This window comes from Ruegeria sp. BF8 (genome assembly GCF_056538625.1).
The window spans coordinates 286,169-300,241 of sequence record NZ_JBQFTL010000001.1 but is presented as its reverse complement, the minus strand read 5'-3'; the positions used below and the strand labels follow the sequence as shown (position 1 = coordinate 300,241).

At 60.7% G+C, this 14,073-nt stretch carries 14 protein-coding genes and 1 tRNA gene; 6 read left to right on the top strand and 9 right to left on the bottom strand.

The annotated features are described in order from the left end of the window. Positions 1-335: 335 nt before the first annotated feature. The 9 genes from ACR0LD_RS01460 to ACR0LD_RS01420 all read right to left on the bottom strand — a co-directional run bounded on the left by ACR0LD_RS01460 (position 336) and on the right by ACR0LD_RS01420 (position 7,159). Positions 336-2,204, bottom strand: coding sequence for a hypothetical protein (locus tag ACR0LD_RS01460; protein ID WP_480635413.1), 1,869 nt, complete (start codon positions 2,202-2,204; stop codon positions 336-338). Next, a complete protein-coding gene (locus ACR0LD_RS01455) occupies positions 2,197-3,540 on the bottom strand; it encodes a hypothetical protein (RefSeq protein ID WP_480635412.1) in 1,344 nt (447 codons plus the stop codon). Before ACR0LD_RS01455 ends, ACR0LD_RS01460 begins: the two co-directional genes overlap by 8 nt. A 179-nt stretch (positions 3,541-3,719) precedes the next feature. After that, complete coding sequence (locus ACR0LD_RS01450) at positions 3,720-4,025, bottom strand: hypothetical protein (RefSeq protein WP_480635411.1); 306 nt, start codon at positions 4,023-4,025, stop codon at positions 3,720-3,722. A gap of 147 nt (positions 4,026-4,172) precedes the next feature. Further along, positions 4,173-4,355 (bottom strand): hypothetical protein, encoded by a 183-nt coding sequence (locus tag ACR0LD_RS01445; RefSeq protein WP_480635410.1) that lies wholly within the window; start codon positions 4,353-4,355, stop codon positions 4,173-4,175. Continuing rightward, positions 4,345-4,566 (bottom strand): helix-turn-helix domain-containing protein, encoded by a 222-nt coding sequence (locus ACR0LD_RS01440; protein ID WP_170449278.1) that lies wholly within the window; start codon positions 4,564-4,566, stop codon positions 4,345-4,347. The genes ACR0LD_RS01445 and ACR0LD_RS01440 overlap by 11 nt, the downstream gene beginning before the upstream one ends. Further along, positions 4,563-4,865: a helix-turn-helix domain-containing protein gene (locus ACR0LD_RS01435; protein ID WP_480635409.1), complete on the bottom strand. Its 303-nt coding sequence runs from the start codon at positions 4,863-4,865 to the stop codon at positions 4,563-4,565. Before ACR0LD_RS01435 ends, ACR0LD_RS01440 begins: the two co-directional genes overlap by 4 nt. A 104-nt stretch (positions 4,866-4,969) precedes the next feature. Next, complete coding sequence (locus ACR0LD_RS01430) at positions 4,970-5,500, bottom strand: hypothetical protein (protein WP_480635408.1); 531 nt, start codon at positions 5,498-5,500, stop codon at positions 4,970-4,972. Continuing rightward, positions 5,497-6,816: a tyrosine-type recombinase/integrase gene (locus ACR0LD_RS01425; protein WP_480635407.1), complete on the bottom strand. Its 1,320-nt coding sequence runs from the start codon at positions 6,814-6,816 to the stop codon at positions 5,497-5,499. Before ACR0LD_RS01425 ends, ACR0LD_RS01430 begins: the two co-directional genes overlap by 4 nt. Positions 6,817-7,073: 257 nt before the next feature. After that, positions 7,074-7,159, bottom strand: a tRNA-Leu gene (locus tag ACR0LD_RS01420). A gap of 237 nt (positions 7,160-7,396) precedes the next feature. Between ACR0LD_RS01420 and ACR0LD_RS01415 the strand changes: the two genes are divergently transcribed. The 6 genes from ACR0LD_RS01415 (at position 7,397) to ACR0LD_RS01390 (ending at position 14,068) form a co-directional block, all read left to right on the top strand. Then, complete coding sequence (locus ACR0LD_RS01415) at positions 7,397-8,440, top strand: pyridoxal-phosphate dependent enzyme (protein ID WP_170435176.1); 1,044 nt, start codon at positions 7,397-7,399, stop codon at positions 8,438-8,440. Next, the gene (locus ACR0LD_RS01410) at positions 8,437-9,582 is read left to right on the top strand and encodes a M24 family metallopeptidase (protein WP_480635405.1); all 1,146 of its coding nucleotides are present in this window, start codon (positions 8,437-8,439) and stop codon (positions 9,580-9,582) included. The genes ACR0LD_RS01415 and ACR0LD_RS01410 overlap by 4 nt, the downstream gene beginning before the upstream one ends. Next, entirely contained in the window at positions 9,579-10,295 is a 717-nt protein-coding gene (locus tag ACR0LD_RS01405; RefSeq protein ID WP_480635403.1) for a maleate cis-trans isomerase family protein, read from the top strand. Before ACR0LD_RS01410 ends, ACR0LD_RS01405 begins: the two co-directional genes overlap by 4 nt. Before the next feature lie 81 nt (positions 10,296-10,376). After that, entirely contained in the window at positions 10,377-11,525 is a 1,149-nt protein-coding gene (locus tag ACR0LD_RS01400; RefSeq protein ID WP_174819681.1) for an ABC transporter ATP-binding protein, read from the top strand. A 103-nt stretch (positions 11,526-11,628) separates the two neighbouring features. After that, positions 11,629-12,720 (top strand): extracellular solute-binding protein, encoded by a 1,092-nt coding sequence (locus ACR0LD_RS01395; protein WP_170358339.1) that lies wholly within the window; start codon positions 11,629-11,631, stop codon positions 12,718-12,720. A 73-nt stretch (positions 12,721-12,793) separates the two neighbouring features. Beyond that, positions 12,794-14,068, top strand: a complete 1,275-nt coding sequence (locus tag ACR0LD_RS01390; protein WP_170358337.1) for an ABC transporter permease — start codon at positions 12,794-12,796, stop codon at positions 14,066-14,068. Positions 14,069-14,073 lie beyond the last annotated feature (5 nt).

Below are 14,073 nucleotides of genomic sequence, written 5' to 3'. Positions count from 1 at the left end.
TGCCCGCCACCCGCTTGATGACATCCACAGCAACAGGATCACCGTTCAGGAAACCCATGATGAGGGGTGTCGCTTCCATGGTGACAACGTTGCGGGCGTTGGCACCTAACTTGCGGGCCTGTGCGGCGCGCCTCCTGCGCTCATGCCGGTTCATGTGGATGCTTCTGGGACTTGAGGGCCCCACCAAAAACACCAAACCCACCCAGCCACCTCCACCACTGAGTGAATAAATAATGTATATATCCAACTTTTATTATTTACTCGGAGCGTAAGGAGCGTTGGTGGGATTGGTTGTTTTGGTGGGGGTTTCAAAACACACGACCGAGATTTGTCGATCATTTGCTTTCCCTTTTCATCAAATCGTGGAGCTTTCCTTTCGGACCATTTGGCATGGTCGGCGCATCACCACGCATTCGCTTCACACGAAACACGGGGCGTTCCATCCAATTGGTGCGTTTTCCGAGGTGCATGTGGCCGGTCTGGATGCGAAAAGTTCCCTCCGCCCCCTCATAGACGCTGCCCGCATTCCGTTTGAGAAAGAACGCCAGTTCACGTGCATCCATGATCTTTTGGTATCCGGGTGGTTTCAGTACGGACGAGGCTCCTGCGGCTTTGATGCCTGCCGCGATCTCCGCTGCGGTGAACCATGACCCGTCGATGGGTTGCACCTCGTCATCGGTGCGTAGGGCGGCGATGGCGACGGCGATTTCATATGCACCTTTCATTTGCACCCCTTTCGCATCTTCCTCTGCGGCCTCAATCCATGGCTGAAAGAACTCCTCTTTCGACATGCCCAGCGCGTCGAGGATTGGATGAGCGACGCATTGCGCCCATGCCGGGAAGGTGCCGATGGGTTTTGTTTTCTCGGTGTGGGCGCTGAGGATGGTTTGGTAGGCCCCGAGGATGCGGTCGCGGTTGTCGAGCGTCCATTTGATGATGTTTGGGTGTCGGAACGTCCGCAGGGCGAGGTTCACATCCTCCGGTGTTTCTAGGCGGCTCTCCAAGGTCCTGCGCGCCATGTCGCCGTCCACAACGATGTTGTTACCTGTTGCCACGGGTACGATGCCCGCAGGGCCTTCAAACGTCTTTGTGCTTCCGAGGATGCGACCGGTGTATTCTACGCTCGTGATAAGCCGGGTCAGTGCCTTGTCTTTGCGCCCAAGGAATGATCCGGCTTGCAGGTCGTCCAAGAACAGCGCGGCATGACCTTCCAGTATCGCCGCCCCGATTTTCTTTTCCCGCTCCTCCTCGCTTTCCGAGTAGTTCACCGAACCGGGAATGCGCCCTGTCACTGCGGCGATGCTGACCAAGGCCAGAAACGACTTTCCGGTTCCCGGTGATGGTGCGGTGTACAAGGTCAGCGGCGGTCCTGGTTGGTCTGACAGCGCCGTCCGTGACATGAGCAGCGAAACAGGCGTCATGAGCGCGACCGCACGGTCCCGATCTGAGGCAAATGGGAAATCCACCAGCCAATCGTCTGTCAGGAACGTGATGGCTTCTTCGACTGTATCGAACGGCGTGACGTGGAGTTCGTTGGTTTGGAGCCAAAGGCGTGTTACCTCGTGGTAGCCCTCTCCTGCCAGCAATTCGCCTTTGTGCCATACCGGGAACGTGGCGATGCCTTTCAACGGCGGCAGGATGTTCGTCCATCCATTGATCATGCGAGCAGACAGGCCCGTGGGCAGAGGGGCATCCATCGGCCCGTGTGGTGTTTCACGGAACAACGCGCAGGCATCCAAAGTGACGTTGTGGGCGGCTGGTGCAGTCATGGGCACCGCCCGCGACATAATCGCGGGTTCGGTGATGGGTTCACCATCTGCGTCCCGTAAAAGGTTGCCGTCTGCGTTTCTCAGTTTCACGTTGGCGATAGCCGACTTGCCGCTTTCGATGACCGAGACGAAACCGCCGAAATTCACGGCGAGGCGGCGCTTTGCGACCTCCTCGCCGATTTCCCGGATCAGTTCGTTGTGTTCGTTTGGTCCGCCGAGTGTGATTACTGCGCGTCCTTGTTCAGCGGCTTTTTCCAAGGACATCTCGCCGCGAATGCCCGCTACACGCGCCTCAACCGCCTTGCGGTAGTCGGTCTTGCTTCGCGTCTGTCCTGCCACCGCAAGCATTCGCTGAAACATCTCATAGCCCTCGTCAGGCCGCGTCACGATGAGACCTGCCACCGTTTCTATGGTGTCTCTCAGTTCGTCATTCATTTCTCTGTCCTTCGTTGTTGTGCGCTAGGAGCGCGGTCAGTCGGTCCATGCGTTCCGCATGGATTTCGGCGGCTTCGGCGGCGGTGCCGAGGACGTAGGTTCGGGAAAGTCCGTGCGCTTGCGAAACAAGCCGCCGGTTGCGGGCGTAGATTTTGCCGGTGGTCGCGCCGCCTCGGTAACCCGGCTCTAACGGGTCGCATGTGGTCTGACCTTCAAACGCGGCGGGGTCGCGCAAGATACTCTCCACGGTCACGAGTTGCCCGTTGGTCAGGTGCAGCACGAAATCCGACCCAAGAACCGGTTTGTCTGACGTGGCGGTGTTTAGAAGTTTCGCGCGCCGCCCATTTTTCGTGGCTCTCGCCACATGGGCCGCGATGGCGCGCGGCGTGGCACTCATGCCCAGCGTCTCTTGCGCCTCCACCTCAAGTCGCTCGTCTGCCCAGACCTCGCGCTGGGCGAGCGCAGCGTTGCTTGTCCGTGCTACCTCAGTGGCGACTCGGGCCTGATACGCCGCCTCCTCGCTTGCTGTCAGGTCAGGAAAGACCCGCCGCGTATCGGCGAGGGCCAGCCCCTCGCTGATCAGGAAGGCGTCAGGGCGGCGTTGCTCCAAGCCCTCGCCACACACGGCCCCGGCGGCGTAGTCCAGCCGTGAGGGCTGGTACATGCACGGGTCAAACGTGGCGCGGATCAGTTGCGCACCACTGCCCGAGATGAGGATGTAGCCGAACCCGTGCAGCCAGAGGCGCTTGAGCAGGACATCAGCGGCGCGGGGTATGTCCGTGCCGTCCTCAACGCCCATGTACAGGCGTTGCCCTTTCAGCCCGACCACCTCGTAACCGTAATCAGCGTCAAAGATGTAGGAGGACGATGAGCAGCCCCACAACACGTCATGATCGGCGTACCCCGGCACAGCGGTCACGACCTGACGCCACAACTCATCCCGGCTCAGCACTGCGTTGCCGTCCCGTGGGTCGTAGTCGGCGGAGAGGATGGCGGGGCCATCAGGCCACGTGAAATGGTCCTCGCTGCGGGCGATACTGCCCGGGGTCACGTTGTCCTTGGTGACCAGCGGCACACCATCCTCGGGCATGTCGATTGTCGGAACGCCGTAGACCAGCACATCCCGACCGGCCCGCAGTTCGGTGTTCAGCACCGTGGCGAAATCCGCCATGTCTGCGGCCTCGTCCACGAACGCCTGCCCCGCGATGAGCCAACCAACGGTTTCCTTGACCAGTTCGTCGTCCGCACCCCAGCGGTAGTGCTTGCCACCCGTCTCAGGGTTGATCAGTTCGATCCGCGTGTAGCGGATCGGCGGGGTGTTTCGATCACGCGCCATTGCGGCGTTCCTTCCTGTTTGTGGCGCAGGGGATATGCAATCCTCCGTCCACGCCTGTGTTTCATGGCCCGCAGCGCGCGGGTCACGGTTCAATTCACCCTCAGCGGCCCGATGGGCGACTTACCGGCGCCCAGACCCTCGGCAAACGCACGCAGGGCGCACTTGTAGGGGGTGGCCGCTCATGACTGGGCCCTCCGACGGCGGCGACGCCGTGGCAGGTCCGCTTCGGACTGCTGTTCGAGGGTTGGTCTGGCCCGCTCAAGGCGCTCCATGATCCAGTCCTCATCGCCGGACAGGGCGCGCTCAACTTGGGACAGTTCGTCCTCCGGGTCGGCAGGGTCTTGCGCGACCGTGAGCGTCAGGCCGGCGCGTTCGATCCGGTATTGACCGGGCGCATGGATGAGGGTCGTGCCGTCGTGCTGCCCGACCAGCGCCCGCAGGCGCAGCAGGAAGGCATGCTGCCGCTGGATTTCGGAACGCCGCATTACACACCCCCTCGGGACCAGCCCGGAACGTAATACGGAAGGGGTTTTGCGGATGGGTGGGCGCTGCTATGCTGTATCTCAACAAGGCCGCGATTGGTTTTGTTGTGATACATTCCTGAGCGCCGTCCCTCGTGGGGCGGCGTTTTTTCATGCGGCGGCATTGCTGGTCCTCTCTGGCAGGTCCCGGTAGACGATCTTTGGCATAGGCAGGTGGAACTGGCACGCGACCAGACGCAGGCCGCGCTCCTCGCTACTGCTGTGGACGACAAGCGCACAGCGAAGCTTGTTGGCCGCGCGGATGCGTGAGGCGAGGTCCAGTTCATGCCGCATCGCTGGCATCCTTTGGCTGGATGCGGTTGCGCGCCTTGAAGGCGTCGATGCTGGCCCGGTCGATGCGCGTGACACGGCCATTCGAGTAGCCGGTCAACTCGCCGCTACTGAGCCAGCGCCAGACGGTCGACGGCGAGACCTGCAACTCTCGGCAGGTGTCCTTGACGGACAGGTCCGAGGATTGATTTGGGGTGGGGATGGGCGCGCTCATGCCGCCACCCCCTTCGATTTCGGCGTGGCGTTTGGCTCATTGTTCTCGGGCATGTCGCCCGGTTGAATCCTGTTCCGCTCTTTGAACGCAACAATGCTCTCGCCCTCTATCAAGGTGAGGCCGTTGCGGCTGTAGGCCAGCAGTTCGCCCCGATTGATGAGGCGGTAAATCGTGGACGGATTACAGCGGGTCAGCGCCGCCGCTTCGATGACGGTACAGTCCGCCATGGGATGAAAGGAATAGGAGGCGTCCCGGCTAGGAACCTTGTTGCGAGTCTCGCTCCATGTTCGTTTGGGCATTGGGTGTCACCTTGTTCAAGACAGTTGGTGACACCCCATAAAAAGGACGTTTTCGCGGAAAGATACAGCTAGTTTTGACGAGGCTTAGCGGTCGTCAAAAATAATTACTTGAGGGACCGTCTAAAGGCGATCCACTTGCCCGGTTTGACCCCCTCTCGGGCCTCATCCGGTGATGCGCCCAGCGCGAGTGCGTCGAAATAATGCTCCACGATGGCATGGTTCCGAATCGCTAAGGCGGTCTCTTTCACCGCCATGTCGATGGCATCGCGCCGAGGCACCTTTCCCACCTGTTCCTCAACGATGGCGAAAGCACGTGCGAGGCGTTCGTCTGCTCGGCGTTTTGTCGTGGAACCTCCGGCAGAGCGCATCTGTTCCCTAACGATGGGTGCTGCCTCCTCGTGGGCGCTGCGCGCAAACGCATAGGCCGCATTCGCTTCAATGTGGTCCTCTCGCGGGTCAGCCCCGTCGAGGTTCAGCAGACGCAGCGCAGCGAAGTCCAGCGCACCCACCTTGCCGGGTTTCAGCGACACCAGACGCTCGGCCTCTTTCCGGGGCACTTTCAGGCGGCGCATGATCAGGGCCGTGGTATCGACGCGCTGGGCGTTGGCGAACGGGTTGGGCTTGGTGTTGGTCATGCCCGGACCTCCCCCATCAGGATCACGTTCTCACCTTCGATGACCGCGAGACGATCCGCCCAGCGTTGCCACCACTCGGCGGCAGGCGCTGTCAGTTCCGCCTGGTTGTAGTGGGCGTCCACGCCCGTTGCGAGGGTGTGAGCCGTCAGCCGGTCGCGGATGTCGCGGGTGCCACCGCTTTCCGCGACCCACGTGGACAGGGCTTTGCGGAGCGTGTGAACGGTGAACTGCTTGTTCAGACCCAAGGCGTCCCGTTTGTCCGCCCACACCTTCCCCACATGGTTGGCGAGGCGTGGCTCCTCGGGGCAGGTCGGCGACGGGAACACGCACGGCGATCCACTGCCGCGCTGGGCGTCCAGAACCGCCATGGCTGCGTCGGACAGGATGACCACGTGCGGACGCTTGGCTTTCATGCGCTCTGCTGGGATGGTCCAGCGCGCGACCATGCCCAGCCCTTCGATTTCGGCGTCGATCTCCACCTCGTCCCAACGCATCTCCACCACCTCGCGCAGGCGTGTGCCGGTCAAGGCGATCAGGCGCAGCGCGGCGCCGATTTCCCCCATCTCCCGTGTTGCGCGCAGGAACACGCGCAGGTCCTTGGTGCCGGGAACCCACGTGCGAGGGCTGGCCGCTTTCACCTCGGGCAACATGACCGGAGTGATGGAGAAGCCCTTGGGCAAAAGACCGTCCTTGCGCGCCCGTGTCAGGACGCCCGAGATAGCCGAACGCAGCTTGCACGCCTGCTGGGGCGTCTTGGCCTGAATCGCGGTGATGGGCGCGCTCAGGTGGTCGATGTCCAGTTCGGCGAGGGTGATACCCTCACGGCCCGGCAGGAGGTGCTTGCGGAGAAGTTGATCGTTCTCACGCCATGACCGCAGGTTTTCGCTGGCCCACTTACCATAGTGGTCCACGATCTGCCCGAGGGTCGTATCGCCCCGGAGGTCCGGCGCGGCACCGCTCACACGCTGGACGCGGAGGGTGGCCCACTTGTCCCGGGCCTCGCTGACCGACATCTCCGGATAATGCCCGAGGGTAAATTCGCGCTGTTTGCCCTCCACCTCGGTGCGATACGTCCACCGCTTGAGGCCGGTCTTGCTGGATTTCATGATGAGGCCGGGTCGCACCGGATCAGCCAGACGCGCGCCGCGCCCCAGCCGGTCGTAGTGCAGTTGGGTGAGTTCCCTGGGCGCATCGCCCTTGGCGATTTCGAGGGCGCGCACGAGGGTGCTGCGAAGTTCCTTGCGTGGCCCCAGCGCAATGGCCTGTTCGATCAGGCTTGCAACTTGGGTTCGGATTTCCGATGTAGATTGAGACATGGCCGTTTTCCTTAAGCAGTGGCGGTCGTGTTTTGCCCGGTCGGCGGTCCTAACGCCGCCGGGCCTCTCCCCCCAATATAGCGATGCACCCCCTCACCACATGGCGCAGGTCACGGATTGGTCACGGTTGAGACATGATACTGTGTGACACGGAGAGGGGTTATCGGGGGTCGATGATTTGGAGCGCATAACCCCTTTCGCGCTGGGCATGTGGCCGCAACCCTCATGTTTTGTTGGGTTTCTACCAATGAAAACAGTGGTGCGGGCGGTGGGACTCGAACCCACACGGCGCTAGGGCCTTCGGATTTTAAGTCCGATATGTCTACCATTCCATCACGCCCGCATCCGGCCGGTCTGATGCACCGGCGCCGGATCACGTGCCGAACACTTACACGCACCCATACCGATTGCAAAGACCGCAAGCGGTCAATTCGCCAGCCAGATCAACGCCGTTTGGTTCAGGGCAGGTAGCCACTTTTCCCAGGGAACAGGAAGTGTGCATTTCTCGCATTTCACCCCTATGCCTTGACAGATTGACTGCATTTCTATGACGTCTGCCGGATCGTTGAGGGAGGCCGCGATGAAGTCCGTCACCAACCCGTATCGAGGCGAAGGCAAACTGTTTTCACAGGCCCCCTTCCCTTCAACCAATTCCAGCCGGTTGGCGCAGCTTTTGTCGCTGTGCCCTGCCTCCGGCGTGACACCACTGGCCGAAGCGCAGGGTTTGGCGCCCGTTTCCCGCCTTTGGATCAAAGATGAACGGACGCGGATGAATCTCGGGTCGTTCAAGGCATTGGGCGCGGCCTATGTCATCGCCTACCAAGCGAGCGAAGCCACCGAGACACCCGACAACACATCCCTTGCTGGCCGTACTTATGTAACGGCCAGCGCCGGGAACCACGGCCTAAGCATGGCTGCGGGTGCGCGCGTTTTTGGTGCGAATGCCGTAGTTTTCATTTCTGAAACCGTGCCCGAGAGCTTTGCTCAGCGCCTTTCGGCGCAAGGTGCGCGAGTGGTGCGCGAAGGCGTCGATTACGCCGCAAGCATGAGCGCCGCAAGCCGCGCGGCGAACGACAACGACTGGACGCTTCTGTCAGACAGCTCTTGGGAAGGGTATTATGACCTGCCCCATCTCTTGATGGAGGGGTACGTTCAAATGGCTGTCGAGGCGGTTGATCAGTGTCCCGAACCTCCGACATTGATCCTGCTGCAGGCCGGAGTAGGAGGCATGGCGGGCGCCGTTGCCGCATGTTTCCGAAAGGCTTGGGGAGACGACCCCAAGATCATCGTGGTCGAACCGGCCGCAGCCCCGGCGCTGATGGCCAGCATCCAAGCTGGCGCGCCGGTTTTTGCAGACGGTCCGGACAGCATCATGGGACGGCTGGATTGCAAGGAGCCATCGCTGATTGCACTGAATGGACTGGCGCGGGATGCCGATCAGTTTCTGACGCTGGAGGATGACACCGTGGCCGCTCAGCTTCCGGTCATGGCAGAGGCCGGGTTCGAAACGACTGCGTCAGGCGGCGCCGGACTGGCCGCCGTTCTGGATGCCGATAGCCGCAACTTGCTCAATATCGGACCACAGGACCGCGTTTTGTGCATCGTGACCGAGCAAGCCTCGTGAGAGGGTTCGAACAAGCCGAGTTCGCGGACAGAACTGCGCGTGCACAGGATCTCATGCAAGAGCATGGCCTGGACGCCCTGCTGCTGACGACCGAGCCCGACGTCCGGTATTTCAGCGGCTTTCTGACCCGGTTCTGGGAAAGCCCGACGCGCCCCTGGTTCCTTGTCGTTCCTGCGACCGGCAAACCTGTCGCGGTGATCCCGTCGATTGGCGCGGCCTTGATGGCGCAGACCTGGATCGAAGACATCCGCACCTGGTCCGCCCCGGATCTGGCAGACGACGGAGTATCGTTGCTGGCCGAAACCCTGCGCGAACTTGTTCCGGACGGCGGCTTGATCGGATGTCCCGATGGGCATGAAACGCACTTGCGGATGCCGCTTGCAGATTTCGGGCGTCTGAAATCCGAAATCGACCGCCGCAGGATCACCGGCGACCTTGGCATTCTGCGCGACCTGCGCATGGTCAAATCTCAAGCCGAAATCAAAAAGATCGAAACCGCCTGCCTGATCGCGGGACAGGCTTTTGAGCGGGTTCCTGAGATTGCATCGGCCGGTGTTCCTCTGGATCAGGTCTTTCGACGGTTCCAGATGTTGTGTCTCGACGCAGGCGCCGATTGGGTGCCTTATCTTGCCGGCGCGGCCGACCAAGGCGGATATGGCGACGTGATCTCACCGGCAACCCAACGACCGTTGAAGCCGGGCGACGTGCTTATGTTGGATACCGGGCTGGTCTGGGATGGGTATCTTTGCGATTTCGACCGCAACTGGTCCGTCGGCCCGGCCAGTCCCGCCGTGCGCGCGGCGCACCACGCGCTGATCGATGCGACTGAGGCGGCGTTCGAGCAGGCCAGACCGGGCGCGACGGCCTCGGACCTGTATCACACGATGAGCTCGGTCCTGTCCCGTGGCGGCGGCGGGACCGAAGCCGGGCGCCTGGGCCACGGATTGGGCATGTCATTGACCGAGTGGCCTTCGCTCATCCCAACGGATCAAACGGTTCTGAAACCCGGAATGGTGTTGACGCTGGAGCCAGGTATTGAGGTCGGTGGCAAAATACTTGTCCACGAGGAAAATGTGCTGGTCACCGAAAGCGCACCGCGGTTCCTGAGCCCCAAGGCACGACGGGAGATTCCCGAGCTATGACAACACTGCCATTTTCTCTGGACACGGATGACCCGGACATATCTCCGCTTGGCCTGATCGTTCTGCAGACAGACGAGACGATCGAAGGCGATTTCCGCAGGCTTTTTGCCGGCGACCCTTCACCCATTTATGTCTCGCGCATAACCAGCGACCCGCAGGTCACGACCAAGACGTTGACCCGCATGAAGCATGCGCTTCCAGCGGCGGCAGATTTACTGCCCAAGGCGCACCCCTTCCGGGCTGTGGGTTACGCCTGCACCTCGGCAAGCTCGGTCATCGGATCGGAAAAGGTCGAAGAACTGGTAAAGCAGACTTGTGACGTGCAAACGGTGACCAACCCTCTGCGCGCCGCGGTTGCTCAGGCGCGCGAATTGGGTGTGTCACGCTTTGCACTGCTGTCCCCTTATGAGGAGCAGGTCAACACGGCGCTTCGCGCGGCCTTCGCCGATCAAGGGATCCTCATGGATGTGTTCGGCACCTTTGGGATTTCCGAAGAAGCAAAGGTCGTCCGGATATCAACGCAATCCATCGTTGACGCCGCGGTGAGGCTGGGTTCGGACAGAGCGGTCGAAGCTGTTTTTCTCAGCTGCACCAACCTTCGCACGTTGGACGCCATCCCGCGGATCCATGAACAGATTGGCAAACCGGTCTTGTCCAGCAATCAGACCCTTGCGTGGCACATGCGGCGCCTCAACACTGCGCAAAATCCTTGAATCCCACCCAATGAGGATTGGTTTTTGTCATTGAGTCTTGCCAGCCGGACATTGCTGCGTCTTTAATGTGCTCAGGGATCAATGAAATCCGGACCAACCGGATCAAGAATTGACGCAACAGGGGGTCTTGTGACCGGCACTTCTAGCGACGCCGCGTTTGTCGAATTTCAACGCGTTCAAAAATCGTATGACGGCGAAAATCTTGTCGTCAAAGACCTTAACCTCGCGATGCCAAAGGGCGAGTTTCTGACAATGTTGGGCCCATCGGGATCTGGCAAGACCACTTGCCTGATGATGTTGGCCGGGTTCGAAACTGCGACGCATGGCGAAATTCTGTTGGATGGGCGACCGATCAACAACATTCCGCCGCACAAGCGTGGCATCGGGATGGTGTTTCAGAACTATGCCCTGTTCCCGCACATGACTGTGGCCGAGAACCTCGCCTTTCCGCTGGAAGTCCGAAAAATCGGCAAATCCGAGCGCGAAGAAAAGGTCCAGCGCGCCCTCGACATGGTGCAGATGGGTGCCTTCGGCAGCCGCCGACCCGCGCAGCTGTCAGGCGGACAACAACAGCGTATCGCCTTGGCCCGCGCGCTGGTCTTCGAACCCGAATTGGTTCTGATGGACGAACCGTTGGGCGCATTGGACAAACAGCTGCGCGAGCACATGCAGTTTGAAATCACGCGTCTGGCCCATGAATTGGGGATCACGACCGTCTATGTGACCCACGACCAGACCGAAGCGCTGACCATGTCGGATCGCGTAGCGGTCTTTGACGATGGGCGGATCCAGCAGCTTGCACCGCCGGACCAGCTTTATGAAGAACCGGAGAACAGTTTCGTTGCGCAGTTCATCGGTGAGAACAACACGCTGGAAGGCGTTCTGAAATCCGTCGATGGCGGGAAATGCGTCGTAACGCTGGACGATGGGTCCGAGATCGACGCGGTTCCGATCAACGTGAGCCAACCGGGGGAACGGACCAAGGTCTCGATCCGGCCCGAGCGCGTGGAATTCAACAAGGATCGCCTCAGCCCCGAAGCGCATACGCTCAAGGCTGTGGTCAAGGAATTCATCTACATGGGCGATGTATTCAGGTTCCGCATGTCGGTGGCCGGCAATGATGAATTCATCGTCAAGACCCGGAATGCCCCTGACGCCGTCAGGCTGACACCGGGTCAGGAGATCGAGATCGGATGGCTGGCGCAGGATTGCCGCGCTCTGGACGCCTAGGCGCGCCCGGCTTCGCAATCCGCCCCCAAGCCGAAAGAACCGACCGACGAAAACCCGTGCGTTGGTCGACAAATCATAAAACGGGAAAAACTGGGAGCTACATATGAAACGTACCACCACAATGCTGACAGCTGTTGCTCTGGCAACTGCAGCAGGCGGAGTTTCCGCCGAAGAAATGACGATCGTGTCCTGGGGCGGCGCCTATTCCAAGTCGCAGCTCAAGGCCTATCACGAGCCCTATTCGGAAAAGACCGGCGTCACCATCCTGAACGATGACAGCTCGGCCGAGGCCGTGGCCAAATTGCGCGCCATGAACGAGGCGGGCAACATCACATGGGATGTGGTCGACGTGGTTGCCGCGGACGCGATCCGTCTGTGTGACGAAGGTCTGGCAATGGAAATCGACCCGGACACCCAGCTGGCGCCTGCGCCGGACGGCACCCCGGCTTCGGAAGACTTCGGCGATCTGCTGGTCAGCGAATGCTTCATCCCTCAGATCGTGTATTCGACCACCTTTGGGTATCGGACCGACATGGTCGGGGACAACCCGCCGACCGACATCTGCGCGGTCTTCGACCTGGAGACCTATCCCGGCAAGCGGTCGCTGGAAAAGCGCCCGATCAACAACATGGAATGGGCCCTGCTGTGCGACGGCGTCTCGAAGGACGAAGTGTATGACGTTCTGGCAACCGACGAAGGCCAGGACCGTGCTCTGAAGAAGCTGGACACCATCAAGGACAGCGTCGTCTGGTGGTCCGCCGGCGCCGATACGCCCCAGCTGCTGGCTGACGGCGAAGTCGTCATGGGCTCGACCTACAATGGCCGCCTGTTCAGCGTCATCGAAGAGCAGAAGCAGCCCGTCGCCATGCTGTGGGACGCGCAGGTCTTCGATCTGGACGGCTGGATCATTCCCGCCGGTCTGAGCGAAGAGCGCAAGCAACGCGCGCTGGACTACATCATGTTCGCGACCGACACCCAGCGCCTGGCGGATCAGGCCAAGTACATCTCGTACGGCCCGGCTCGCGCTTCGTCTGCTCCGCTGGTCGGCAAGCATGCCGAACTGGGAATCGACATGGCTCCGCACATGCCGACCGATCCGGAAAACGCCAAGAACACGTTCCTCTACAACTACGAGTTTTGGGCTGACTACCGCGATGACATCGACGCCAAATTCCAGGCGTGGTTGGCGCAATAAGCGCTTGAATCTCTGAAGAAACGTCAGGTGGCGGTGCGCCGCCATCTGACCCGGGCACAACCAAGAGGCACTGATGACTGACGCAAGCCAAACCGCAGGACCCATGCTGGCAGCGGACGGAACGCCGCTCAAGCAATCGCTGGCGCGTTCATTGCGACGTCAGAAACTGCGCGCGCTTATGCTGATCGCGCCTTTGCTTCTGTTCGTGCTGTTTTCCTTCCTCGTACCGATTGCATCGATGCTGTTTCGGTCAGTCGAAAACGGAATTGTCTCGGAAACCCTGCCCCTGACGGTCGAAGCGCTGGACAACTGGGATGAAACCAGCGGCGAATTGCCGGGCGAGGACGTCTATGATGCCTTCGTTCGTGACATGGTGGTCGCGATCGAAAACAAGGAACACACCCGGCTTGGCACGCGTCTGAACTACGAAGAAACCGGCATGTCTTCGCTGTTCCGCCAGTCAGGCCGCAAGATCAAACGGTTGGATCCTGAAGCCGACGGTCCGTTCAAGGAAAAGCTGATCGAGATCCACGACGGCTGGGGGGACCCGCAGACGTGGCGCGTGATCAAAACCCATGCGGTTCCGATCACCAACGGTTACTTCCTGAACGCAATCGACATGCGGCGCACCCCGGAAGGTGCTCAGGCTCAGCCGGAAGACAAGCAGATTCTCATCAAGCTGTTCGGGCGTACGTTGTTCATGTCGCTGGTAATCACCGGGGCCTGCATCCTGCTGGCCTATCCGGTCAGCTACCTGCTGGCGACCCTGCCAATGCGCGTGTCGAACCTGCTGATGATTCTGGTTCTGCTGCCCTTCTGGACGTCGCTTCTGGTGCGGACATCCGCATGGAAGGTCATGCTGCAGCAGCAGGGCGTTATAAACGACACCCTCGTCTGGCTCGGGCTGGTCGCAGATGACGCCCGGCTGATCATCATCAACAACCAGATCGGCACGATCATTGCCATGACGCATATCCTGCTGCCGTTCATGATCCTGCCGATGTATTCGGTGATGCAGACGATTCCGCCATCCTACACTCGCGCGGCCAAATCCATGGGCGCCACGAACTGGACCACGTTCTGGCGGATCTACTTCCCGCAATCCATCCCGGGCATCGGAGCAGGATCGATCCTCGTGTTCATTCTGGCCATCGGCTACTACATCACGCCCGAAATCGTGGGCGGCACCAAGGGTGTCTTCATCTCGAACCGGATTGCCTATCACATATCGTCGTCGTTGAACTGGGGCCTGGCAGCAGCATTGGGGACGATCCTGCTGGCGGTGGTTCTGATCCTCTACTGGGTCTACGACAAGATCGTGGGCATCGATAACGTGAAGCTGGGGTAACCGAC

What these genes read in the sequence shown, in the direction of transcription:
- ACR0LD_RS01460 (WP_480635413.1), bottom strand. Translation starts at nt 2,204, where the DNA reads ATGAATGACGAACTGAGAGACACCATAGAAACGGTGGCAGGTCTCATC.
- ACR0LD_RS01455 (WP_480635412.1), bottom strand. Translation starts at nt 3,540, where the DNA reads ATGGCGCGTGATCGAAACACCCCGCCGATCCGCTACACGCGGATCGAA.
- ACR0LD_RS01450 (WP_480635411.1), bottom strand. Translation starts at nt 4,025, where the DNA reads ATGCGGCGTTCCGAAATCCAGCGGCAGCATGCCTTCCTGCTGCGCCTG.
- ACR0LD_RS01445 (WP_480635410.1), bottom strand. Translation starts at nt 4,355, where the DNA reads ATGCGGCATGAACTGGACCTCGCCTCACGCATCCGCGCGGCCAACAAG.
- ACR0LD_RS01440 (WP_170449278.1), bottom strand. Translation starts at nt 4,566, where the DNA reads ATGAGCGCGCCCATCCCCACCCCAAATCAATCCTCGGACCTGTCCGTC.
- ACR0LD_RS01435 (WP_480635409.1), bottom strand. Translation starts at nt 4,865, where the DNA reads ATGCCCAAACGAACATGGAGCGAGACTCGCAACAAGGTTCCTAGCCGG.
- ACR0LD_RS01430 (WP_480635408.1), bottom strand. Translation starts at nt 5,500, where the DNA reads ATGACCAACACCAAGCCCAACCCGTTCGCCAACGCCCAGCGCGTCGAT.
- ACR0LD_RS01425 (WP_480635407.1), bottom strand. Translation starts at nt 6,816, where the DNA reads ATGTCTCAATCTACATCGGAAATCCGAACCCAAGTTGCAAGCCTGATC.
- ACR0LD_RS01415 (WP_170435176.1), top strand. Translation starts at nt 7,397, where the DNA reads ATGAAGTCCGTCACCAACCCGTATCGAGGCGAAGGCAAACTGTTTTCA.
- ACR0LD_RS01405 (WP_480635403.1), top strand. Translation starts at nt 9,579, where the DNA reads ATGACAACACTGCCATTTTCTCTGGACACGGATGACCCGGACATATCT.
- ACR0LD_RS01400 (WP_174819681.1), top strand. Translation starts at nt 10,377, where the DNA reads ATGAAATCCGGACCAACCGGATCAAGAATTGACGCAACAGGGGGTCTT.
- ACR0LD_RS01395 (WP_170358339.1), top strand. Translation starts at nt 11,629, where the DNA reads ATGAAACGTACCACCACAATGCTGACAGCTGTTGCTCTGGCAACTGCA.
- ACR0LD_RS01390 (WP_170358337.1), top strand. Translation starts at nt 12,794, where the DNA reads ATGACTGACGCAAGCCAAACCGCAGGACCCATGCTGGCAGCGGACGGA.